Origin of the sequence: Psychrobacter sp. DD43, from assembly GCF_904846555.1 — a bacterium.
In the GTDB taxonomy this organism is placed as follows: Bacteria; Pseudomonadota; Gammaproteobacteria; order Pseudomonadales; family Moraxellaceae; genus Psychrobacter; species Psychrobacter cryohalolentis.
The window spans coordinates 18,863-42,811 of the sequence record NZ_CAJHBE010000015.1; the positions used below are offsets into that span (position 1 = coordinate 18,863).

The 23,949-nt window shown below is 42.8% G+C and carries 15 protein-coding genes; 3 read left to right on the forward strand and 12 right to left on the reverse strand.

The window, feature by feature from the left end:
- Positions 1–25 precede the first annotated feature (25 nt).
- The 5 genes from JMX89_RS08945 to JMX89_RS08965 all read right to left on the reverse strand — a co-directional run bounded on the left by JMX89_RS08945 (position 26) and on the right by JMX89_RS08965 (position 6,675).
- On the reverse strand, positions 26–850 hold the full coding sequence (locus JMX89_RS08945) for a hypothetical protein (protein WP_201531935.1): 825 nt from the start codon (positions 848–850) through the stop codon (positions 26–28).
- Positions 851–1,086: 236 nt separating this feature from the next.
- Positions 1,087–1,578, reverse strand: a complete 492-nt coding sequence (locus JMX89_RS08950) for a hypothetical protein (protein WP_201531936.1) — start codon at positions 1,576–1,578, stop codon at positions 1,087–1,089.
- Positions 1,579–1,652: 74 nt separating this feature from the next.
- Positions 1,653–2,369 (reverse strand): ribonuclease PH, encoded by a 717-nt coding sequence (gene rph, locus JMX89_RS08955; protein WP_011514467.1) that lies wholly within the window; start codon positions 2,367–2,369, stop codon positions 1,653–1,655.
- Between the two features lie 236 nt (positions 2,370–2,605).
- A complete protein-coding gene (locus JMX89_RS08960; protein ID WP_201531937.1) occupies positions 2,606–4,390 on the reverse strand; it encodes an AMP-binding protein in 1,785 nt (594 codons plus the stop codon).
- Positions 4,391–4,947: 557 nt separating this feature from the next.
- A complete protein-coding gene (locus JMX89_RS08965) occupies positions 4,948–6,675 on the reverse strand; it encodes an AMP-binding protein (protein ID WP_133104795.1) in 1,728 nt (575 codons plus the stop codon).
- Positions 6,676–7,380: 705 nt separating this feature from the next.
- Here JMX89_RS08965 and parC point away from each other — a divergent pair.
- Positions 7,381–9,699, forward strand: a complete 2,319-nt coding sequence (gene parC / locus JMX89_RS08970; protein ID WP_201531938.1) for a DNA topoisomerase IV subunit A — start codon at positions 7,381–7,383, stop codon at positions 9,697–9,699.
- A 66-nt stretch (positions 9,700–9,765) separates the two neighbouring features.
- Here the strand turns inward: parC and JMX89_RS08975 are convergent, their stop codons facing one another.
- Positions 9,766–10,698, reverse strand: a complete 933-nt coding sequence (locus tag JMX89_RS08975; protein WP_201531939.1) for a DUF4268 domain-containing protein — start codon at positions 10,696–10,698, stop codon at positions 9,766–9,768.
- A gap of 231 nt (positions 10,699–10,929) precedes the next feature.
- Between JMX89_RS08975 and JMX89_RS08980 the strand changes: the two genes are divergently transcribed.
- Positions 10,930–11,727, forward strand: coding sequence for a Cof-type HAD-IIB family hydrolase (locus JMX89_RS08980; protein WP_133104798.1), 798 nt, complete (start codon positions 10,930–10,932; stop codon positions 11,725–11,727).
- Between the two features lie 93 nt (positions 11,728–11,820).
- Here the strand turns inward: JMX89_RS08980 and JMX89_RS08985 are convergent, their stop codons facing one another.
- A complete protein-coding gene (locus JMX89_RS08985) occupies positions 11,821–12,084 on the reverse strand; it encodes a hypothetical protein (RefSeq protein WP_133104799.1) in 264 nt (87 codons plus the stop codon).
- A gap of 54 nt (positions 12,085–12,138) precedes the next feature.
- Positions 12,139–12,930: a 3-oxoacyl-ACP reductase gene (locus tag JMX89_RS08990; protein WP_201531940.1), complete on the reverse strand. Its 792-nt coding sequence runs from the start codon at positions 12,928–12,930 to the stop codon at positions 12,139–12,141.
- A gap of 265 nt (positions 12,931–13,195) precedes the next feature.
- On the opposite strand from JMX89_RS08990, the gene JMX89_RS08995 reads away from it, so the two are divergent.
- Positions 13,196–14,320 carry an ABC transporter substrate-binding protein gene (locus tag JMX89_RS08995; RefSeq protein WP_201531941.1) on the forward strand — a complete coding sequence of 375 codons (1,125 nt, stop codon included), beginning with the start codon at positions 13,196–13,198 and terminating at the stop codon, positions 14,318–14,320.
- Between the two features lie 91 nt (positions 14,321–14,411).
- Here the strand turns inward: JMX89_RS08995 and JMX89_RS09000 are convergent, their stop codons facing one another.
- The 4 genes from JMX89_RS09000 to JMX89_RS09015 all read right to left on the reverse strand — a co-directional run bounded on the left by JMX89_RS09000 (position 14,412) and on the right by JMX89_RS09015 (position 23,798).
- The gene (locus JMX89_RS09000) at positions 14,412–15,623 is read right to left on the reverse strand and encodes an FUSC family protein (RefSeq protein WP_201531942.1); all 1,212 of its coding nucleotides are present in this window, start codon (positions 15,621–15,623) and stop codon (positions 14,412–14,414) included.
- A gap of 155 nt (positions 15,624–15,778) precedes the next feature.
- Positions 15,779–17,200 carry a glutamate synthase subunit beta gene (locus JMX89_RS09005; protein ID WP_011514477.1) on the reverse strand — a complete coding sequence of 474 codons (1,422 nt, stop codon included), beginning with the start codon at positions 17,198–17,200 and terminating at the stop codon, positions 15,779–15,781.
- Between the two features lie 197 nt (positions 17,201–17,397).
- Positions 17,398–21,861, reverse strand: a complete 4,464-nt coding sequence (gene gltB, locus JMX89_RS09010) for a glutamate synthase large subunit (RefSeq protein ID WP_201531943.1) — start codon at positions 21,859–21,861, stop codon at positions 17,398–17,400.
- Positions 21,862–22,661: 800 nt separating this feature from the next.
- Entirely contained in the window at positions 22,662–23,798 is a 1,137-nt protein-coding gene (locus tag JMX89_RS09015; protein WP_201531944.1) for a hypothetical protein, read from the reverse strand.
- Between the last annotated feature and the right edge of the window lie 151 nt (positions 23,799–23,949).

Genomic DNA, 23,949 nt, shown 5'->3' on the forward strand with positions numbered 1-23,949 from the left:
ATAAATTATATTAAAAAGATCTACATTAAACGTTCGGGCGCATAATCTGATAGACATTGCTCAAATCATAAACACGATAGCGCGCAGGCTCGCGGCGGCTCTCGCCAGCATAGCTTAATATCAGCGCTTGCTTTGCTTGCTCATTAACCCAGCCAACAAACAATCCGCTGTGCTCGACACCGTTATAACCATGATTGATATAGTAGAGCCAGTCACCAACTTCGATTTCACCACTATTGGCATAAGGACCTTGACCATAGGTACCTTTATGGATGGTATCGCGCGTCACCCCTGCTCGTTTGAACACCGCATTCAGATAATCCCAGCAGCCGCCTTGAATAATCGTACGCTCGTTCAGCGCCATTTTACGGGCAGTGCTAATTACTTCACGGGCAGCCAGACTACTTTGTGTTTCGGCATTGCTGAGTAACGGTAGATACTCGCTATCGACATTATCATAGTTGCCTGATAAAAATGCCGGCAAAACTGATGATACTTGGCGTTGTACTTCAGGATAACGATAATTAGGTTGGTTGTTGCTAACATAAGCATTTTGGTTAGAGTCGCTTTTATTAGCATAGCTACTATTAGAATAACTTGGTTGTGTATTACTTGTATTTGAACGATAACTATTAGAAGTACCAGCACGTTGGATAGTGGATCGCGTACTGATTTTAGCAGCAGGGACAGCGGGGTACGATGGTGTATAGCGGGCGCTATAATCAGTTAGAGAAGATTTTTGAGCAATTAAGCTGCTCATACTATCGGCGTGAACTTGACCGACTGCACCCAGAGTAAGTAATAATGCACTGCACGACGTTGTGATTGACCAAATGGGCAAACGCGACATGACTAGCTCCTTGTCAATATAGTATCAATAACCATAGTAGCGATAACCGTATTCATTATAAGTATGATGAGATTTTTCAATCTTACTTATAAACCATTTGGACAGGATTCTGCAAGCCTTATCACGCTTAAATAAACGATAAAAGGTATAAATATAAGAATAAGCGGTAAATAAATAAGACAAGATGAGCAGGTTAAAAATCTCAAACATTAAAAAAACCTTTAATAATAAAGGTCTTAATCGCTGCTCATTTTGATATTAACATGACGTTTGGTCAGTGTTTGACCTTGTAAGATCGCTTTGGTAGCAGTGGCTTCTTGGATATTATCAAAGCCACTAATACAATATTTACGTTTAGAATCGCCATTAGTAATCTCTAATTGCTCGCCTACTAGACTTATCGTATCGCTGTCAGTTAACTGAATAGGCATACGCTTGCCTTGGTTGTCATGTACCAGCTCACCAGCACGCACCCATAATATGCCGCTATTAATCATACCTGCCATGGCTTTTTTATGCTGTTGGCGCTGCCGATTAAAAAAGAAGCTACCGATAATCAGCAGTGCAAGCGCACCAATTGACCATCGCACCGGCAACAAACTCATTGCCAGCGCGACGCACACTGCGCCAACCAATAACACCGCACCAAACCAGAATAGCCCATTATCTAATGCTTGGGGCTGACCTTGTAAGGTAATTTTGGCGCCGTCATCAGTCAGCTTAAGCATGGGTTACTACCTGTTAAAGAGCGTGAGAGAATGATTAAAAAGCGTTGAGCAGGCGGTATAGCTGGCCTACATTACTACCAACCTAAGGCAGTTTTTTGCATAGCAATCAGCTCAGCGATGCCTTTTTCAGCAAGAATAAGCATATCGTCAGCTTGAGCACGAGTAAATGGCTTTTCTTCCGCCGTCCCTTGTAGCTCAATGAACTCGCCTTTTTGGGTCATCACCACGTTCAAATCCGTATCACAGCTGGCATCTTCTTCGTAGTTTAAATCTAAGTACGCTTTACCATCTTTCATACCGACAGAAACGGCAGCAACCAAACCAATCAATGGATCCGCTTTTAGTTTCTTAGTTTTTTGAATGCTCTCTAAGGCATCGATAAGGGCAATCGCGGCACCGGTCACACTAGCAGTACGAGTACCACCATCCGCTTGCAAGACATCACAATCTAGGTAAATGGTATTTTCACCAAGCTTACTCAAATCGATCATGGCACGTAAACTACGACCGATTAAACGCTGGATTTCTTGGGTACGACCTGATTGCTTACCGCGAGCCGCTTCACGTTGATTACGAGTATTGGTCGCGCGTGGCAACATGCCATACTCAGCCGTGATCCAGCCTTTGCCTTTACCCTTGAGCCAGCGTGGTACGCCAGACTCTACACTTGCGGTGCACAGTACTTTGGTGTCGCCAAAACTGACCAATACTGACCCTTCAGCATGCTTAGTATAATGGCGCTCAAAGCTGATTGAGCGAAGTTGATTAAGCTCACGGTTGTCAATACGCATAAAATTCCCTAGTACGAAGTTGTAAAAGCAGTGTTATAAAATAAGAGGTTTATATTTAAATTTATCGTTATGTGGTTAGCCAATCAGTATTTCCAGCAAATTTATATATTAAAATAAATGACAGCTGAATGCTCTAGCAGGGCTAAATGTTAGGTTATCCTAACGTGACAACGGTGCAATAGCAAGATTCACACAAGCTATCACACCGCTGTCTTGATTAAAAATAGCTGTAAAAGTTATTCTAGACCTTCCATCTTACGCAATTCTTTACGCAGGATTTTGCCCACGTTTGATTTTGGTAATTCGTCAACGAATTGAATATGACGTGGACGCTTATAGCCGGTTAGTTGTTTTTTACCAAAATCAAGCAGCTCTTGCTCGGTCACATTACCTTTTTTGACCACATATAGCTTTGGATCTTCGCCGCGATCATCATTTGGAATCCCGATCGCACCGCACTCTACTATCCCTGGATGCTCGCTCATGGCTTCTTCGATTTCATTTGGATAGACATTAAAACCAGAGACCAAAATCATGTCTTTTTTGCGGTCAACAATTTTGATAAAGCCTTTTTCGTCCATAATGCCGATATCGCCTGTTTTAAGATGACCACTGGCAGTAAAGCTTTCAGCCGTTTCTTCAGGACGGTTTTGATACCCAATCATGACTTGTGGACCTTTGACACAGATTTCACCACGCTCACCGATAGCTACCATGTTTTCATCATCGTCAATCAAAATGACATCGGTACTAGGGGCAGGGATACCAATCTTCCCGGTAAATTCAGCAATGGTCATTGGGTTAAAGGCAACTACTGGTGAGGTTTCAGACAAGCCATAGCCTTCAACGATAGGCAGACCAGTGATTTTATGCCACTCTTTTGCCACACTTGGTAGTACCGACATACCGCCACCAATAGAGGCTTTTAGACTAGAGAAATCTAAATCTGCAAAACTGTCCTTATGTACCAGGCCATTAAACAAAGTATTTACTGCAGGAATAAAGGCCGGTTTATATTTGCCCATCTCTTTAATCAAACCATCAAGATCACGCGGATTTGGAATCAGCAAACCAGCACAACCTTGGTACATGCTATACATCCCGCAAACCATAAACGAGAACACATGGTATAGCGGTAGCGCGGTCAAAAGCACATCAGTAGCGTCTATATCCTCTTCAAAAGCGCTGTCCATGAGCGCGCTAATCTGTAACATATTGGCGATTAAGTTACCATGAGACAGCATCGCACCCTTAGCTACCCCAGTCGTACCACCGGTATATTGCAATAATGCCACATCGCTTAAGTTCAAATCAGGACGCTTATATTTGCTAGCTGATACGGCACTTAATGCCTGCTTAAAGCTCGTGCTCTCTGGCAAACGATACGCGGGAATCATTTTTTTGACATGGCGGGCGACCAGATTGACCACGGGTCCTTTTATCGTGCCTAACATATCGCCAATTTTACAGACGATGACATGCTTCACTTGACCCTTATCTTGCGCATCTTGATAAGTTTTTGCAAAGTTTTCGACGATGAACAATGCTTTGGTGCCACTGTCATGCAACTGATGCGATAACTCGCGGCTGGTATACAAAGGATTGACATTGACCAGCACCATACCTGCGCGAATGATACCCAAAGCCACCACAGGATACTGCAAGATATTGGGCATCATGACACCGACTTTATCACCCTTTACGAGCCCTAATGACTGTAAATAACTGGCAATTTGACGACTGTATAAATCCAATTGCTTAAAGGTAATAGAAGCACCCATGCAGATATAGGCAGTTTTCTGTCCATAACGGCTGAAATTACGCTCGAACACATCAAGTAAAGAGGTACTGTCATCTGGCATCTCAATGGTAGGATTAATGCCATAGCGCTCATAAGCACTTAACCATGGACTGTCATTCGCTATCGTCGGCATAGTAGGAAACGCGTTAGCTCCAGCCTTTGATTGAGTATTATTCGCAGCTTTATGGTCTGTCATCTCTTTATTGATATTATCAGTCATAATTTTCCTTAAATGTGGCCGTTAAAATATAGAATATGTCTAATTAAATCACCGTGGTCGTTAGTCACTCATTTGCAAAATCAAAAACTTGTGAATAAGAAGTCTTTTCGCTCATAAGCAAACAGATCTTATCATTCACAAATCTTTTAAATCAAAATTATCACCTTCACACTCCACTCTATTGTTTACTATAAAACCGTTAAAGCTAACACGGCTACAGTGCTTTATAGTGATCATTCTGTGAAAGCTCTGGGCTAAAAAATCTACACTTTTATCGTTAAGTGCAAAAAATATCGATACGGACTATATCAGCTTTATGGAGAATTCTCTATGAATACCAGCAAATCATAATAGGAAAACAAAAAAATGATAAGGTCCTATATAAGCGACCTTATCATCATTGATAACCATCTTTTACAACAATATATCATAGCTATTTTTACTGGCTGTTTCTACTAATTGCCACATCAACTATTAAGCGGTTTTCATCCCTGCTTCTTACTAATAGATAAAGATGAAAGCAGATAAAAAAAGCTTTAAACTTGATGGTAAATATTCTAACCGTGGTTCTTTTCTTCAAGTACGCGTAGATCTTTATGTAAAATCTTACCGACGTTCGATTTTGGCAACTCATCGATGAACTCAACGTAACGCGGACGCTTATAACCGGTTAGGTTTTCTTTGCTATAGGCAAGCACTTCTTCTTTCGTCAAGCTGTCATCACTACGCACCACATAAATCTTCGGTACTTCGCCACTCTTTTCGTCTTCGACACCGATGACACCACATTCCAAAATCTTTGGATGGGCTGACATCACATCTTCTACTTCGTTTGGATACACGTTAAAGCCTGATACCAAAATCATGTTTTTCTTACGATCAACAATTTTAAAATAGCCTTCTTCGTCCATCACACCGATATCACCCGTACGGAAATAACCGTCAGACGTCATAACTTCAGCCGTAGCATCATCACGTTTCCAGTAGCCTTTCATCACTTGCGGACCACGAACACAAATCTCACCGCGCTCACCAAGGGCTACTTCATTGCCTTCTTCATCCAAGATAGCCATGTCAGTCGCTGGCATCGGCAGACCGATATTGCCTGAGAATTCGCCATTACCCTGTGGGTTTGCAGACGCAACCGGAGAAGTCTCTGACAGACCATAACCTTGTACAATCACGTTACCAGTAATTTTTTGCCATTTCTCAGCAGTATCTTTTAGAACCGCCATGCCGCCGCCCATAGACATCTCAAGCTTGCTATGATCTAAGGCTTTAAATACCTCACTGTTCGCCAATGCATTAAACAGGGTATTAACTGCTGGGAAAAATGCAGGTGGGTAATCTTTATAAGCCTTGATTAAGCTTGCACCATCACGTGGATTCGGTACCAGTAGACCGATACAGCCGCGATATAAGCCGAACATACCACAAACGGTAAATGAGAAGATATGATACAGCGGCAATGCCGTCATGATAACGGGTTGCTCAGCCATACCGTCAAATTTATCGAAAGCGTCACCAAGATAGGTATCACACTGAATCAGGTTGGCAACTAAGTTGCCATGGGTAAGCATCGCGCCTTTGGCCACACCTGTGGTACCACCGGTATATTGCAGAACAGCAATATCATCAAGGCAGATATTATCTGGACGTTTATAATTTTTCGCCGGAAAGCGATTCAGTGCCGTTTTAAAGTTAGTGCTGCTTTTAAGGTTATAATCAGGTACCAGTTTTTTCACATGGCGCACGACCATATTGACAATAAAGCCTTTCAACGGGCTCATCAAGTCGCCCATCGAGGTTACGACGACATGGTCAACCAAGTCTTTACCAATCTCTTCATAGGTTTTGGCAAAGTTCTCTAAAATAAATAAGGCTTTGGTATCAGAGTCTGTTAGCTGATGCTCAAGCTCTTTTGAGGTATAAAGCGGATTGACGTTGACCAAGGTCATACCCGCACGCAGCACACCCAATACTGCAACCGGTAGCTGCAAAATATTTGGCATCATAACGCCGACTTTATCGCCTTTTTTCAGCCCAAGTGACTGTAAGTAGGCAGCAATTTGTTTACTATAGCGATCTAAATCTTCGTAGGAAAGCTTGACGTCCATACACACAAACGCTGTTTTACCAGCATGTTTAACAAAATTCCGTTCAAATATATCGATTAAAGAAGTATTGGCGGCTGGCATATCAATATCATATTGAATACCAAGCTTTTCGTAAGTTTTTACCCATACTTTATCGTTACGACGGATCTGGTTACCTTGATTTTCCATAATCTTACTTCTCCTAATAAATAATGCGCTACTGTAAACCCATAATTATCACAATGTGATAAACGTACAAAGACTCGGTGTGCAAGCTCACCACAGTGATGGCAAGCAAGGCTGGCGGTGCAAAGATATTGTGATGAGTCAACAATTTAGCGGTAAATAGCCCTTTATTGTTTAACATACACACTTTATACAAACTACTCAATACAAAAAAATGCTACTTGAGTTCGTAAAGTAACTTGACGGTCAATATTTACATTTATATCAGTGAGTTAATTATGATTCCGAGCAAATAACCCACTTTTTGTTGATAAGTATTTATCGTCTATTCGTAGATAGAATTCATTAAAATCTGGAAGTGACATTGAGCAAAACGATAAGCGCTCAGCCTGCACACCGCTTGCCTGCATCGATTTTATGATTATGAGCATTATTAAGGCTATATGGGTGAAAACGTAAATGTGATAAGTAAGAGGATAAAAACAGTAACATGAACGACACTCATATTATTTTCTAAAAACTATCGACCAAAACGTTATAGGATCATCATGCTTAATAAAACCATTAGCTTAAGCACGTCATGCACTGTCGTTTATACTAAGTAGTGGCTTTTTAATTGCACCAATATCCTTTAGGATAGCACTATCCTATTTGCACGATTGCACCGATTTTTTATACCTATTAAAACTGATAAGTGAACCCTATTTTATGTCCGATGTTATCGATCACACGCTTGACCCAATCCTTGCAAATGAACCAATGGATACGCGCTCAGTGGCAGAGTTCGCTGAGCAAGCCTATCTTAATTATGCCATGTACGTCATCATGGATCGGGCGCTGCCAAATATTGCTGATGGTCTAAAGCCTGTCCAGCGCCGTATTGTTTATGCCATGAGCGAGCTTGGGCTAAAATCGACAGCGAAGGCGAAGAAGTCTGCGCGTACAGTCGGTGACGTATTGGGTAAATATCATCCGCATGGCGACAGCGCTTGTTATGAAGCCATGGTACTGATGGCACAGCCTTTCAGCTATCGCTATCCGCTGATCACTGGTCAAGGTAACTGGGGTAGCCCTGATGACCCCAAGTCCTTTGCCGCCATGCGTTATACCGAAGCCAAAATGTCTGCTTATGCCAATACCTTGCTCGCGGAACTTGGTCAAGGTACGGTTGATTGGCAAGATAACTTCGATGGTACGATGTTGGAGCCAACCACCCTGCCTGCCCGCCTGCCCAATATTTTATTAAATGGAACAACTGGTATCGCCGTCGGTATGGCAACGGATATTCCGCCGCATAACCTGAATGAGGTGGTACGCGCAGCGATTCGTCTGCTCAAAAACCCTGAGCTGTCGGTTAAGCAATTAACTCAATCGATACCAGCGCCTGATTTGCCAACCCCAGCTGAGATCATCACCAGCAAAAAAGACTTGCAAGCGATGTATGAGACTGGACGTGGCAGCTATAAAATGCGGGCGACCTTTCATATTGACCCGAAAGAGAAAAATCTTGTTATCATCGATGCGCTTCCTTATCAAGTATCAGGCAATAAGATTCAAGAGCAAATCGCCAAGCTGATGACCGATAAGAAGCTGCCTTGGATTGTTGATATTCATGATGAGTCAGACCACGAAAATGCCTGCCGTATCGTCTTAGAGCTAAAATCTACCCGCGTCGACGTGCAGCGCGTCATGAGTCATCTATTTGCCAGCACTGATTTAGAAAGCAATTACCGCGTCAATATGAATATGATTGGCCTAAACGGTAAGCCGCAGGTCAAAAACCTGAAAGAAATATTGGAAGAATGGCTCGTCTGTCGCCGTTCTGTAGTCACGCGCCGCTTGCAATATCGCCTTGATAAAATTGATAAGCGCTTACATATCCTCGCAGGTTTGCTGATTGCTTATCTGAATATCGATGAAGTTATTCGCATCATTCGTGAAGAAGACGACCCAAAATTATCATTAATGCAAGATTATGACCTGACTGAAATACAAGCCAATGCTATCTTGGATATTCGTTTGCGTCAGTTAGCTAAACTCGAAGAGATTGAGCTGCGCCGCGAGCAAGATGATCTAGCTGCTGAACGCGCTATCATTCAAGAATACTTGGACAATCCAGATAGCCTGACCAATTTGATGATTGATGAGCTCACTGCCGACATGAAAGAACACGGCAACGAGCGCGTATCGCAATTGGCAGAACGCGAAGAAGCGCAAGCGCTCAAAGAATCTGACCTCGTACCAAGCGAGCCTGTCACCGCTATCCTATCGAAAGCCGGCTGGATACGCGCGGCTAAAGGTCATGACGTCGATGCTGCTGGCATGGCTTATCGCTCAGGTGACAGCTACCAAGCCTACGTTCGCGCTAAATCCAACGAGAGAATCTACGTGCTCGACAGCACCGGACGCAGCTATAGTATCGATGCGCATAGCCTCGCTTCTGCTCGTGGTCAAGGTGATCCGCTGACCAGCGTCTTAAAACCGCCAGCAGGTGCGACTTTTGAGCAATTGCTTACTGGCGACAATGACCAGCGTATTATTTTAGCCAGCTCGCAAGGCTATGGTTTTATTAACACCATTGGTAATCTAGATAGCAATCAAAAAGCCGGTAAAAATATCATTAACCTAGCTGCTGATAGTCGTTTATTACCTATCGCACGTATTGATGCTCAAACTGAGGTGATTGTAAGCTCTGAGAACAATGGCATCCCTGCTAGCGAAAATAGCGCTACTCTCGATCATATCGCTGTGGTCACCAATGCTGGCTATTTATTGATATTTGCGCTTGATGATTTGCCTGAACAGGCTCGTGGTAAGGGTAATAAGATGATTACTCTAAAAAGTGATGAAGAAGTACTTACCATCACGCCACTTAGTAAACAAGACAGCTTAATCATCACTGCTGGCAAGCGTCATGTGACCTTAAAGCCGATGGACTTAGTCAACTATACTGCTAAACGTGGTAGTCGTGGTGGTCAGTTGCCACGAGGCTTTCAGAACGTGACAAGTGTTGAGGTTGTTGGGTAAAATTATTTCTATAATCTTAAATAGAGTAGTATCGAAATAATTATTTCGATACTACTCTATTATTTCTCATACCTTTACTTGGTTAATATAAGGCTGTAATACATTTTTAAACTGTATCATTCTATTGATACAATCCTCAATGACAATATCCCATTCTTTTTTATTAGTTTGCCATCCACCTGATGCGATTTCGCAATCGATAACACAGGCTCGATATTCTTCAAGGCTAAGCCAATTAATTTGAAAGTTTAGACTATCTTCAATTTCTATGCGATTCTCAAGTAGCTGATTAAATATGCTAATATTATCCTCTCCTGCTTCTTTACCTCTATCGATATAAAGCTTAATGGAAATACTATCCTTTTTTAACCAAAATGTGTAACTAACACCTCTCAAGCCTGAACTAGTGCCAATCCAATTATATTGAGAAGGTGATATATTTTGAAATAAAGTATCTTTTTTCTTGAACTCAGTAAGTAAACCAGACCAAAAATCGAAACGTAATTTGTGCCGTTCTGTATTTTCTTGCTTAACAATGCCTATGCGTTTTAATTCTTCACTAGGCTCTACGATTGTCGTAAATAAAGGTGCCGGAGCGCTGTCCCCAATCTTGATTCCTTCAATTTGAATCAAATAAAAGTTAGCTTCTTTGTTTTCGTTTAACCAACTCACAGCTTGTATATGCTCTTGTCTAGCTGCTGCTACAATCCAGATAGCAACTTTGGCATCAAAAGCTGCTAGATAAGTAATGAGTTTGCCTAGATGGTCATGGTCACTTTTTTCTAATTGGTTTTCAATAATAACCATATTACCAGAAGGGTCTTCTCCTATAATATCTACAGAGAATGTACCTGTTGATTTTTCAGTTTCTATATTTTGTATTTCAAAATCAATAACCTCATTTAAGACTTCGATATTTTGACTTAACCAAGTTGTAAAATCATATGCCTCATGACGCCATATCTCTCTCAGTGGTACCCTCTCAACTCTGCCTACCATAACAATCTCAATTTTTTTATATTATATGTTTCATTGTTGATTTTTTAAAAATAATCCCTAACCACAATCTTGCCATATACCTTATTACCAGACTTATAGCATACTAACATGATAAAAATAAGTGTAAATCGCCATTACTGTATGACATAGTCAAACGCCTAGATAATACCAAATAATTTTCGGCAAAACTTAATAATCATATTTACCGTAGATAGGACTTTCAAAGCCACTATGAATAATAAAACACCCACCCCCAAAATCATATTTTTTGATATCGACGACACCTTAAGCCGTAACGGTATTATCGCCGCGCACAATCAAGCAACGCTTGAAGCGCTTGCCCAAACTGACATTAAACTGGTGATTTCAACCGGACGTTCCAAAGCCATATTGCCTGCTGATATATTAGCCTTACTTGAGGCTGATGTATTGGATGCCATTATCTGTATGAATGGACAATATAGCTTTAATAAAGAGGGCATGATTAGTCATTATCCATTAACCGATACGCAGACCAACAAGATTGTAATGCTATGCCAAAAAAGTGAACTCATCCACAAATTTGACTCCGCAACGCATATTGCATGGTCACATGAAAACGCGCGCCTGCGTGAATACAATGCGATAACGCCTAATTCTATCCTTGACCCAGATTATCATAAGGCAAATACGGTTTATCAATGCTCTGTATTCTTTAACACTCAAGAAGAGAAAATGCAGGAAGTTGACTTTGCCCAAGATGATTTAAAACTGGTACATTGGCATCATATTGGCGCAGATATATTACCAATCGAGGCATCTAAAGCACGCGGTATCATCGATTTATGCCTGCATTACGATATTGATGCAAAGGATTGTATGGCATTTGGTGATGGGCTAAATGATTTAGAGATGTTTGATTTGGTCGGCTATGCGGTGGCAATGGGCGATGCAAAGCCTGAACTGATCGCGCGTGCGGATTTTGTCACTGGGACAATTGAAGAATATGGAATACAAGCGGTACTCAATCATTTGCATATAGCATCGTGACAGTGTGGGCTTGAATAGGGTTATTTATCAGTTTAGTCAAGCAGATGAATGGTCTGCAAATAGGCAGACCATTCATCTGATCTATCACTACATTTAACTGAGTTTAAATACTAATCCATGAAGCCAACTACCTATTTTATAAAGTGCGACAGCGATCAAAACAAAGATCAATGCAGCGATTAAATAAGCCAAAAAAGTGGGTAAATTGGTCAACCAGCCAATAGTGAATGCCACGCCAAGATAAGCTTCCCATGGCCAGCTTAACAAGGGCGTGTTCATACCATCATTGAAAAAAGCGATGATGGCGCACAGTCCTATAATAGCAGTAATAATGCCAGCGATTTTACGGTTCGTCATCTCGTCTCTCTTGTACAATTAAATCAATTTAGTAACCGAAAAATAATTCTACTATTAAGGCATCGTTAAACCGCCATCAACTGCGATAGATTGACCAGTAATAGCTGAGCTCAAGTCAGATGCCATCAATAGTACTGAATTTGCAAAGTCGGCAACTGAGGTCGCTTGACGAAGTGGTGTCGTCGTTGCGATATAATCAAACACTTCTTCAGTGGTTAATTTACTAGCGTCAGTCGTTTTTAATAGTCCACCTGCTAGCAAGTTCACACGAATACCATATTGCCCAAGCTCCGCTGCTAGATTACGCGTTAGACCAATAAGCGCTGATTTTGCCGTCGTATAGTCGTAATAAGTGACCACCGGATTGTAAACCAAGTTGGTTGAGATATTGATGATCTTACCCATCTGCTGAGTTTTCATTTGCGGTAATACCGCTTGTACTGTATTGACGGCACCTTGGACAATGCCGTCAATTTGCTGAGAAAAATGTACCCATTTCACAGTCTCGATACTGGTGTAATCAGCACTCGGGTTAAACTGATAGCTCGGCAAGGCATTGTTAACTAAGATATCAATACATCCGAAACGTTCTACAACTTCTGCTGCCATTGCTTGCATTTGTGCTAAATCAGTTACATCCCCTTGATAAGTAAAAGCACGCCCGCCTTCTGCTTCGATATCAGCAACCACTTTTTCAGCCGCCTCTTTACTATGCAAATAGTTCACGCAAACGCTCGCGCCTGCCGCTGCCATCTGCATGGCGATTTGAGCGCCGAGACCACGACTGGCGCCTGTGACGATAGCAACTTTATCAGTAAGAAGTGCCGGAATAACGGTTTGAGCCATGATGTTGTATCCTTTATTATTATGTTATGGTTAGAGTATGACTATACTTAAAGAGCTCTAGCTAAAGACCAAGTCACGCTTATCATAGCATGATTGATTGCTATCACTTCATGAGCATTACTCCTAGCATTGGCTAGTGCTGAACTCAGTTAAATCACTGCCCTGTAAATTTCGACTTACCATGCTCATAACCGTATAATGAATTAATTTTATGACGGATCATGCGCCCGCTTTTCACCTTTTGCCCTAATTTAGGAGAGACATTTTGTCCCATTTATCTTCATCCAATTGGTCTACTCGCGCCTCTATCAAAATACTGCCGAAAGCATTCCTCTGTGCCGCCATCGGACTCTCTATTACCAGCTGTAGCAAATCTGATAACGCGCCTATCGATAGTTCTCCTACCAGCGATGTCACGTTGAACCTTTATAACTGGTCAGAGTATATGCCACAAGAAATACTTGACGGCTTTACTGAAGAAACCGGCATCAAAGTCAATTACACCACCTTTGACTCTAATGAAGCCATGTATGCCAAGCTAAAACTGCTTGATGATTCGAGTCAATACGACTTGGCGATTCCATCGACATATTATGTCGAAAAAATGGCAAAAGAAGGTCTACTACAAGAGCTTGATAAGTCTAAATTGAGCAATTTTAAAAACCTTGATACTTCTTTTACCAATACCAAAGTTGACCCAGAAAACAAATACTCTATTCCTTATATGTGGGGCAGCACCGGTCTTGCTATCAATGGCGAGACGGTTGATCCAGCCACGGTCAATAGTTGGAATGACTTATGGCGTCCTGAGTATAAAGGTCAAGTGATGCTGATGAATGATATGCGCGAAGTGTTTGGCATGGCGCTATTAACCCTAGGCTACTCTGGCAACAGTAGAAATCCTGACGAAATTAAAGCCGCTTATGAGAAGCTCACCACCTTGATGCCGAATGTGAAAACCTTTAACTCAGATGCTTCACGTATGCCATATATGGAAGGTGAAACCAGCGTCGGTATGACGTGGAATGGTGAAGCTATCATCGCCAATAGTGAAGGTCTCACTAGCTTGGTGTATAAATACCCAACCGAAGGTGCGATATTATGGATGGACAATTTTGTCATTCCTAAAAACGCCACGCAAGTCGATGCAGCACACAAGTTCATAGACTATCTGCTACGTCCTGAGAACTCCAAAATTGTTAGTGAAGAGATAGGTTATGCGTCGCCTAATATTGCGGCACGTGAGATGATGCCAGAAGAAGTGAGAAACAATCCAACCATCTATCCTAGTAAAGAAGTGCTAGCAAAGGCTGAATTCCAAGAAGATGTCGGCGATGAAGCATTGCAAGTGTATCAACAGTATTGGGATAAGCTAAAAACCGGTCGTTAATCATTGTTTATTAATAGCTGATTGTTGATAGCTGTTTTTAGTAAATATTACCGTAAAAAAAACGCTGACTTAGATGGTCAGCGTTTTTTATTTATAAATGCAAATCTGTTTCACCACCATGCTCCTCTATACGTCGTTGTTCACGGCGCTGGTAGCGCAGACCAGAAGCCGTAAACCACTGCGGCTTAGTCTCTTGTAATAAGTCACTGAGCTGCTGTAATTGCACTTGTAAAGTTTGTGTCAACCAAAAGTAGCCCTGCCATTCAAAGCCTAAATTTTCTACGCTTGGATATTCTGATAAGGTAATACGCGTAATGGGACGAAACACCTCATCACTTGGGCTACGCAACACTGCTGCCATATGTTGCATCACTTGGGTTAATTCGTGCTGATAATGTATGAGCAGGATATGATTATCCTCATCGATCTCGATACTGGCTAAGCGCGGTGCTGCCGTTAGCAGCAGATCAATCGTACCAATAATATTTCGGTGGGTACGTTGAATACTCTCAATTGTCTCTTTATCGATACCAGACTCGCTCGTTGTTGCTGCTAAATGGGGGCGTACCGCTAAGAGTCTTTTATTGATCTGCTGTAGCTCTATTACTAAGGCTTTGTTAACAGGTACGGCAAAGACTGTTGGATTGACGTATTGAACAGCACCATCAATCAATTCTTCAGCAGTATCGATATGATTGCCTACCCTAGCATAGAGATTACTACAAGCATCGAGGTTACTAGCCAGTAAGAATCGCCACATCAATGTGGACTTCAATGGCAAAATCAATGTCGCTGCAACTGCAAGGCCAGTACCAAGTAAAATATTGAGGGCACGGTAGATACCATCTTGACCGATAGTGCTTTGACCCAAATCTGAAACAATCATCAACATGGTTATACCAGTCAATAACCCTGTGTAGCCAAGATTCCTAATCGCCAGATAGCCAATAATACCACTCATCAGTCCAATGATGACATAATCTACCCACAACCATGTCCCTACACCTTGACTAAACCATACAATACCGAGCGCAGCACCAATACCTAATAAAGTACCAAGTACTCGCTCTTTAGCCTTAGTATAGATTGCACCTTGATACTGTAGCAATCCTAGAATAATAAAAACAGTGATAGTCGTCCATTCTCCATGTGGAAAATTGGTGACTTTATTGACTAATAAAGCGAGTATAACTGCCACGCCCAAACGTATAGCATGCAGCACATCAGCATGCTGATAGCGAGCGTATGGCTCTATCACAGGAGCGGTAAATCGTTGTAAAAAAGTCGGCTTCACGCAGCACATCTCTTATCATTAATGAGAATTAGAATTAAAAAAAGCATAAAAATAACGCCTTTTACCTATTAAAAGATAAAAGACGTTAAGTGTCAAAACAAGCTCGCACATCACCAGAAAAAGGCAAAGTTAAGTGAGCATTTGGGTGTCAATCAGGCTAATTACTACACTTCTAAATAATCTAAAATCCCTTCAGCCGCTTCACGACCTTCCCAAATGGCAGTGACCACCAAATCAGAGCCACGTACCATATCGCCGCCGGCAAAGATCTTAGGATTATTGGTTTGGAACTTAAAGGTTTGTTTTTCCGCTGCCAATACTCGACCAGATTTGTCCATAGAAATCTGCTGCGCGTCAAACCAATCCGCAGGGCTTGGACGGAAACCAAATGCCATAATCACTGCATCACAAGGTATAATCTCTTCTGAGTTGGCAATTGGCTCAGGATACTGACGACCGTTTTCGTCTGGTGCGCCCAGATGCGTCGTTACTACTTTTACCGCATTAACCTTACCGTTTAAGCCAATTATTTCAGTCGGTTGACGGTTAAATAAGAACTCAACCCCCTCCTCGCGTGCATTGACCACTTCACGACGTGAGCCTGGCATATTTTCCTCATCACGGCGATAAGCACAGAATACTTGCTCAGCACCTTGACGAATACTGGTACGATTACAGTCCATCGCGGTATCGCCACCACCCAACACCACGACTTTTTTGCCTTTTAGGTCGATATACTCGCCTGAGTCTTTTTCCCAATCATTACAGCGATTGACGTTGGCAATCAGGTAATCCAGAGCGTCATACACACCCTCCAACTCTTCACCAGCAAAGCCACCACGCATATAGGTATAAGTACCCATACCCATAAATACAGCATCATACTCACCGAGCAGCTCATCAATACTGACATCGGTACCAATTTCTGTCTCAAGGCGGAATTCCATGCCCATGCCTTCAAAGATGACACGGCGATTACGCATGACGTCTTTTTCCATTTTGAACTCTGGAATACCGAAAGTTAATAAACCACCAATCTCTGGACGTTTATCAAAGATAACGGGTTTGACGCCATTTCTAACCAAGATATCTGCGCAGCCAAGACCTGCAGGTCCTGCTCCAATGATGGCAACCTTCTTGTCTGTCCAAATGACCTTAGACATATCAGGACGCCAGCCGAGGGCAAAAGCGGTGTCATTGATATACTTCTCGACATTGCCAATCGTCACGGCACCAAAGCCGTCATTGAGTGTGCAAGAGCCTTCACATAAGCGGTCTTGCGGGCACACACGTCCACAGACTTCAGGCAAAGTATTGGTTTGATGACACAATTCTGCAGCTTGGAAAATTTGACCCTCAGCGGCTAGTTTTAACCAATTAGGAATGTAATTATGTACGGGGCATTTCCACTCACAATACGGATTGCCACATTCTAAACAGCGATGCGATTGCTGAGCGACTGATTCACTTTCAAACGGCTGATAAATTTCAACAAACTCTGTTGAACGCGTGGCGATGTCTTTTTTGATCGGCTCAAGCCTTGGCACATCTAAAAACTGAAAACTATTTTCTAAGCGTTTTGCCATGGTATTGTCTCTTTTATATAGGGGTCTTTTATAGTGGCTAACGACAGTCGATATAGGCAGCCTCAATGAGGCAAATTTACTTATATAGGCTGTCATTTACCTGCTCAAAACATCTATAAATTCATCTTTAGAATAACGTCGTGCACCTCTAATATCTATATATTATGGTACACAACGCTATCAATAAATCAGATCAATTATTGCGGATCAGCGGTCGTGGTTTTAAGCAAAGTTGCAACGTTTGCTGCTTTTGGCTTAACCAAATAGAACTTACGCGCATAATGCTCGAAGTCCGCTAATATGGTCTGCCCCCATGCGCTACCCGTTTTATCGACATGCCTTTCGATGACCTGCTGTAAGTAGATACGGTGGCTTTCCATCTGCTCGCTTGAAATACGATTTAAATCAATCAACTCATGGTTGCAGCGATCAAAGAAATCACCTTCTAAATCGAGTACATAAGCAAATCCACCCGTCATGCCTGCGCCAAAGTTAAGACCAGTACGTCCAAGTATGGTGATGATACCGCCCGTCATATACTCGCAGCAATGGTCGCCTGTGCCCTCGATAACAGCATGAGCACCTGAGTTACGAACACCGAAACGCTCCCCTGCCGTACCAGCAGCATATAGCTTGCCACCTGTTGCACCATACAAGCAGGTATTACCTACAATGGCAGTATCTTGCGTCACAAAGCTTGAGTCTTTTGGTGGATAAATTACAATCTCACCGCCTGCCATGCCTTTACCAACATAATCATTGGCATCGCCTTCAAGCTCAATATGCAAGCCACCAGCATTCCAAACACCTAGACTTTGTCCTGCTGTTCCGGTCAAATGCAGCTTAATAGGTTTGTCACTCATGCCAAGATTGCCCCATAACTCTGCAATCTCGCCTGAGATACGCGCCCCAATCGAGCGATCACAGTTACCAACGTAATAACTATAGTCGCCACCATTGCCTTGACGAATATTCAGCAGCATATCACTAATCATCTGCTCAGCAAGCAAGCCTTTATCAAATGGCTCATTGCGCTCAACTTGACAAGTCTGCGCTTTGCCGCTACTGGCAGGATGACTAAATAATAGAGGCGATAAATCAAGATGCTGTTGCTTAGCAGTATTGCCTTCTAATATATCAAGCAAGTCAGTACGTCCAACCAACTCTTCCATCGTGCGCACGCCAAGCTTTGCAAGCCATTCGCGTGTTTCGGTTGCGACAAATTTAAAGAAATTAATCAGCATTTCAGCTTCACCGATGAAGTGATCATCGCGTAGCTGGGCTTTTTGAGTGGCAACGCCCGTTGGGCAGTTGTTTAAATGGCAAATACGTAGGTATTTGCAACCGACGGCTATCATCGGCGTGGTGCCAAAACCAAAGCTCTCAGCACCAAGAATGGCGGCTTTGACCACATCAAGTCCTGTCTTTAGACCGCCGTCGGTTTGAATACGGACTTTATGACGCAAGCCATTAACGCGTAATGATTGATGAGTTTCAGCAAGACCTAGCTCCCAAGGCGAGCCAGCATGATGGATAGACGACAGAGGTGATGCTGCCGTACCGCCGTCATAACCTGAGATAGTAATCAAGTCAGCATAGGCTTTTGCCACACCTGTTGCAATCGTGCCAACACCCGGACGCGAAACCAACTTAACTGACACCAACGCATCTGGATTGACTTGCTTAAGATCAAAAATAAGCTGCGCCAAATCTTCAATCGAGTAAATATCATGATGCGGCGGCGGCGAAATCAACGTCACTCCAGGCACAGAGTAGCGTAAGCGGGCGATTAAAGCATTAACCTTACCACCTGGCAGCTGACCACCTTCACCAGGTTTTGCCCCTTGAGCAACCTTGATCTGCATGACTTCTGCTGAACGCAGATAGGCGGGCGTTACCCCAAAACGACCAGAGGCAACTTGTTTAATTTTTGAGTTACGCAATGTCCCATAACGTACAGGGTCTTCGCCGCCCTCACCTGAGTTTGAGCGACCACCAATGGTATTCATAGCGATGGCAATGGCTTCATGCGCTTCTGGCGACAGCGCACCTAGCGACATACCAGCAGAGTCAAAACGCGACAAAATGGCTGAGATATCTTCAACCTCATCAACGTCAAGTGGATTGTCCGTTTTAAGCTGTAGTAAATCACGTAAAGTAGCGACCGGACGGCTATTGACAATTTCTGCATATTGACGGTAATTGTCATAATTACCAGTTCGTACCGCCAAATGTAGGCTATTAATCACATCAGGATTAAAGGCATGATACTCTTTATTAAAGACAAATTTTAATAAGCCGCCTTGATCAAGTGGGGCGCGACGCTTAAAGGCATTTGCCGCAAGCTGCGCTTGATCTGCTGCCAAATCAGCAAAGGTTGCGCCTTTAATACGACTTTGCACGCCTTTAAAGCACAGATTAACCACTTCTTCAGAAAGACCTACCGCCTCAAATAACTGGGCACCGCGATACGATACAATGGTAGAGATACCCATTTTTGATAAAATCTTTAGCAGACCTTTATCTAAGCCTTTACGGAAATTTACCCGTGCCTGAATCGGATCACCAAGCAGCTCGCCAGTCGCAACCAAATCATCAATCACGTCATAAGCTAGATAAGGATAAACGCAGGTCGCGCCAAAGCCAATTAATACCGCGACTTGATGTGAATCACGTGCCAGACCAGTTTCAATAATTAAATTGGCATCGGTACGTATACCTTTTGCAATCAGATAATGATGCACCGCCCCTGTGACCATTATGGCGTTGGCAGGGACTTTATCTACCGCAATGTCTTTATCAGATAAGACAATCAAGGTATGACCAGCACGAATGCTACTGGCGACTTGCTCGCAGATAGAGATAATGGCAGCGGAAAGTTCTAATGTACGGTCATAATTTAAGTCGATACGTGCCATCTTAAAAGCAGGATCATTCACAGTTTCAAGTTGCTGCATCTTACTTGCTGAGAGCACTGGTGATGACAAGATAAGGCGATGCGCGTCACGTGCCGATGGTGCAAACACGTTGGTTTCAGCACCAAGACAGGTCTGTAATGACATGACGATAGATTCACGTAGCGGATCAATCGGTGGATTAGTGACCTGTGCAAACTGCTGACGGAAGAAATCACCGACATGGCGGATCTGCTGTGATAGTACTGCCATTGGCGTATCATCACCCATCGAACCGACTGGTTCTTGGGCATTTTCGGCATTAGGACGGATGATTTCTGTGCGTTCTTCATTGGTGATGTGATACATTTTTTGCAATGCTTTTAGCGGCTCACCGCGACATGCTTTTGCCGCCAACTCTTCTTCTAAGCGCTCATCATCACGGATACGAGTTGCCTCGTCGCGTAACCATTTACGATACGGATGCGCCTTTTTGAGCAAGGTCGCGATGGCTTTGGTATCCATTATTTGACCGGTTTGAGTATCAATGACTAGCATCTGACCGGGTCCAACACGACCTTTAGCGAGCACGTCTTTTGGCTTATAATCCCAAACCCCTACTTCTGAGGCGACTGTAATATAACCATTCTTCGTCGTCACCCAGCGCGATGGACGTAAACCGTTCCGATCAAGCATACAGACCGCATAGCGACCATCTTGAATCACAAGCCCTGCAGGACCGTCCCATGCTTCCATATGCTGTGAGTAAAACTCATAAAACGCTCGCAGATCCATATCCATGCTATCGACATTCTGCCAAGCAGGTGGTACCAGTATCGACATTGAATGAAACAAGCTCATACCGCCTGACATCAGAACTTCTAGCATATTGTCTAAGCTAGATGAGTCTGAGCCACTACTATTAACTAAGGGCGTTAACTCATTCAAATTGGGTAATTTATCTGATTTTAATTTTGGCGTACGCGCCTCTGACCAGCTGCGGTTGCCGGTGATGGTATTTAGCTCACCATTATGCGCCAGATAGCGGAAAGGCTGGGCTAGTGGCCAGCGCGGTAGCGTATTGGTTGAAAAGCGCTGATGGAATACCACGATATGCGACGCCAAACGCGCATCTTGCAAATCTAAGAAGAAAGCTGGCAAGTCTGATGGCATCACCAAACCTTTATAAATAATAGTCTGACAGCTCAATGAGCAGACATAAAACAGCTCATCATCAACCAAGCGTTGCTCAGCTTTTTTACGCGCCACAAACAGCTTGCGATTAAAATCATCTGCTGCCAAACCATCCGGCGCATTGACAAATACTTGCTTAAAATCTGGTAATGTCTGACGCCCAATTTCACCGACAATGCTTAAATCAAGTGGTACATCGCGCCAGCCGGCTACTTCTAAGCCTTGCGCGGCAATCTCTTCATTTAATACTTGTAGGCTATGCTGAGCCGTTGCCGTATCTGGATTGACGAATACCATACCAACCGCGAAGTTATCCGTTATCTCAAACTGTTGCTCTGCTGCAATGTCTCTAAAAAAGGCAACGGGCGTCGCTAATAATAAACCACAACCATCGCCGGTTTTGCCATCAGCTGCCACGCCGCCACGATGGGTCATACAACTTAGGCTGTGAATGGCTGTTTTCACCAAGTCATGACTGGCCTGACCCTCAATATGAGCAATCAAACCAAAACCGCAATTGTCAGAAAAGTCATCTGGCGAGGCCAAATGCGTATGGGAGGAAATCATTGACATAGCTGGTCCTTTTAAGTAAGCGGAAGTTTATGCAACCAATGTGATGCACAAACCGTTTTCCGCAAGCAGAACGGGCTGGATTATATTTACATATCCGGATTAACAAAGCGCGAGCAGAAAAATTATTGCCAGTGCGCTGGGTATGATAAGAACAATTATCAAAGTACCCTGTATGCTAGCAACATTTGAGCCATCAATTTAACGCGGACTGATAGGATAACTTGGTGAAAGTATTCAATGTCAATCGTCGCAAATCAAAATATTAAGCACTTCAACGTGACTACTTGTCGATCTTATGTTGGTTATAGGTTCCAATATGAATCTTATAACCTTCAATGACCAAACTAGTAAATAGCTGAAAAAACGCAGTTTATCCATCAAATGTGAATATAAGACGCCTATATTCAAGCGCCTTAACAATCCTAATAAGGATGATAGTAAGAGAAGTTGCGCCACTTGCGATATGCTGATCGTAGCGGATAACTAGTAAATAGCTAACAAGTAGCAGCGCTTGAGATATGATGTTTTCTGTTAATCATTTATCCTAAATCTAATAAAATCTTCTTAAATTAGAAGCTAACAAATGACCATTTACGATAACTATACAGAACGTCACCCATCCTTATATTAGTGAATGATTGATAAAAAATCTAGTCTTTTCTGCCGATTCATCCGTCAGATTTTGTAAGTGTTTATATTGCTATTGGTTATACAAGATATCATAACCCATAAGTAAATGATTCATAAAAAAGCCCACTGTATTTTTTAGTGGGCTTTTTGACGTATGTGCTTACTTAAAATTAGTCTTTCTTTTCTTCGATGAGCTCTTTTATACTATCGTTTTTGGCTTTTGGCACTGCCGTATTGTTAGAGCTATTATTGGCATTTTTATTCGCCGAGCTTGCACTTGAATTTTTATTATCTAAATTTGTACTGTTGGGATTGGCAGTGTTATTCGGCGCCTTAGGCGTGGCAACCACTGGTGGTTTTTTCGCTGAATTAGTATCAGCACCAGATACAACAGGCTTTTTGCTTTCTTGCTCAGGCTTACGGTTATTATCAGTACTTTTAGGGGCTGAGGTAGTAGGAGATTGCTCTTCCATACCAAAAATACGCTCCTCATTAACTGTCAAGGTATCAGAGGTATCAACGGACTGACGAATGCTTTCAGTCGCACTGCTATTGGTCGATTCTTGAGGAGTACGGTTGGTCGCATTGCTTGCGGATTGCTCACTGTTATTTACCGTAGGTGTTTTTTGACGTAGCGGCACTTCACGCTTGGTTGGTCGCAGATTGACGGCACGGGTGCGTTTTGTACTCAAATCTTTTACAGGATCAGGGCGCTCATAATTATCAATGATGCTGACGTAGCGATTGATCTCTTCAGGCAATACTCGCACATTGGCAGGCAGCTTAAAATCTATCAGCTTAGCCGCACCAACTGCTTCTTGTGGACTACCCATCAAGCCATAAGTCAGCATATAACGGACTTGCTCATTTTCATCAAGGTAGCGGAAATATGTAAATTTGCTACGGTCTTCACGTCCTTCTAGATAACTGACAATCACTTCATTTTCAGCGACATTCATGACCTGTACTGTCCACTTGCCTTTGTTGGCAAGCAGATAACGCTTATCTTTAAATTCATCAGGATAGCTGCGCAAATCACGAACCGTTTCATCAAAACTTATCGGTTGTACGTCAGTATCAAGCTCATGCAGCGATTCAATTTTCAATGGCTGCTCAAGCTCCGCACTCAGTGTTTTCGGCGCTGCTATGGGCGCGTTTTCTATCTTGGCGCCCATCGCTGGCGTTTGGCTAAACATCCATACCAAAGCGGTGGTCACACCCAACATCAGAGTCGCTATCAGCCAAATCAGCGCTTGACGGCGATAGGATTGACTCGCGGTACGAGTCGTCGAGCGAGATGCTGCCATGGAGGTGTCCTTGGTAAAGATATGCTTAGGATAGGGTCATAAAAATTATACAGATAAAGATAAAACCAAGCGCTCTATACTCACTTCAAAATAAACGAGAATCGCTTTTAGTACCGTGCTATTTCTATATTGAAAACAATTAATTGCTCAT

Excerpts from the sequence above, each read along its gene's own strand:
- JMX89_RS08960 (WP_201531937.1), bottom strand. The coding sequence starts at position 4,390 with ATGACTGATAATATCAATAAAGAGATGACAGACCATAAAGCTGCGAAT.
- parC (WP_201531938.1), top strand. The coding sequence starts at position 7,381 with ATGTCCGATGTTATCGATCACACGCTTGACCCAATCCTTGCAAATGAA.
- JMX89_RS08975 (WP_201531939.1), bottom strand. The coding sequence starts at position 10,698 with ATGGTAGGCAGAGTTGAGAGGGTACCACTGAGAGAGATATGGCGTCAT.
- JMX89_RS09015 (WP_201531944.1), bottom strand. The coding sequence starts at position 23,798 with ATGGCAGCATCTCGCTCGACGACTCGTACCGCGAGTCAATCCTATCGC.
- rph (WP_011514467.1), bottom strand. The coding sequence starts at position 2,369 with ATGCGTATTGACAACCGTGAGCTTAATCAACTTCGCTCAATCAGCTTT.
- JMX89_RS08950 (WP_201531936.1), bottom strand. The coding sequence starts at position 1,578 with ATGCTTAAGCTGACTGATGACGGCGCCAAAATTACCTTACAAGGTCAG.
- JMX89_RS08945 (WP_201531935.1), bottom strand. The coding sequence starts at position 850 with ATGTCGCGTTTGCCCATTTGGTCAATCACAACGTCGTGCAGTGCATTA.
- JMX89_RS08980 (WP_133104798.1), top strand. The coding sequence starts at position 10,930 with ATGAATAATAAAACACCCACCCCCAAAATCATATTTTTTGATATCGAC.
- JMX89_RS08990 (WP_201531940.1), bottom strand. The coding sequence starts at position 12,930 with ATGGCTCAAACCGTTATTCCGGCACTTCTTACTGATAAAGTTGCTATC.
- JMX89_RS08985 (WP_133104799.1), bottom strand. The coding sequence starts at position 12,084 with ATGACGAACCGTAAAATCGCTGGCATTATTACTGCTATTATAGGACTG.
- gltB (WP_201531943.1), bottom strand. The coding sequence starts at position 21,861 with ATGTCAATGATTTCCTCCCATACGCATTTGGCCTCGCCAGATGACTTT.
- JMX89_RS08965 (WP_133104795.1), bottom strand. The coding sequence starts at position 6,675 with ATGGAAAATCAAGGTAACCAGATCCGTCGTAACGATAAAGTATGGGTA.
- JMX89_RS09005 (WP_011514477.1), bottom strand. The coding sequence starts at position 17,200 with ATGGCAAAACGCTTAGAAAATAGTTTTCAGTTTTTAGATGTGCCAAGG.
- JMX89_RS09000 (WP_201531942.1), bottom strand. The coding sequence starts at position 15,623 with ATGTGCTGCGTGAAGCCGACTTTTTTACAACGATTTACCGCTCCTGTG.